Here is a 717-nt window from a genome sequence, read left to right on the forward strand (position 1 = left end):
ACGTGCCGGATGATCGGTTTTATCGCGCAGTCAGCTCCCGGACTGCGCAGTCACTTCTCCGATGCTTAGAAAAATAATCTGTTGTTTGCGTCTCCCTCAATTCGCCGTCCAACATCCAGGATCTGAATCTCCAGCTTATCTGTATACTTCTTCCCGGCCATTTCATCCCAGAAATGGACCGTCCGGTAACAAAAATCATCATCTGGAAATCGTTCAAAATTCAGGACGCTGACCTGAATACACTTCTTCAGGATGCTATAGCTTTCCCCGGCTTTGATCTGTCCTGCATACATTTTGCTCAGATAAAATAGCAGACGTTCGTCCCAGTATTCCACATAAAACACCTGCATTTCGATATCTATCTGCACTCCATCAGCCAGGCATACATGCACATCCAGAATTCCCTGCTTTTCCTCTTCTGCTTCTTTTGGAAGCTCATTTTCCAACAGGATCGTTTCATCAATTTCTTCCGGCTTAACCTGCAAAAGCACTGCAATAAATCCTTTTCTTGTCTTAGGATTTCTCATCAGCTCTTTGAAACACCAGTCCACGGAAGGCTTCATGATAAAATCTTCGCTTCGGGCAGTTGGTCTTTTCTTATTTTGTGTCTTTCTTTTTCTTTTGTTGTTTCTCATAATTCGATCCTTTCCCGGCTTCTCATCCACTGGAAAAGGATATTTCTGTCTGCTGTAAGTGTAGCACATTTTCTTCATTGGA

Annotated in this window: 1 protein-coding gene; it reads right to left on the reverse strand. The window is 43.4% G+C overall.

All coding sequences use genetic code 11. The features are described 5' to 3' along the window. Positions 1–65: 65 nt before the first annotated feature. Positions 66–717 (reverse strand): Rpn family recombination-promoting nuclease/putative transposase (locus tag H6A32_RS15835; protein WP_204864825.1); only part of this gene is annotated, 652 nt, incomplete at its 5' end.

It is taken from the genome of Drancourtella massiliensis (genome assembly GCF_016900655.1).
Taxonomy (GTDB): domain Bacteria; phylum Bacillota; class Clostridia; order Lachnospirales; family Lachnospiraceae; genus Sellimonas; species Sellimonas catena.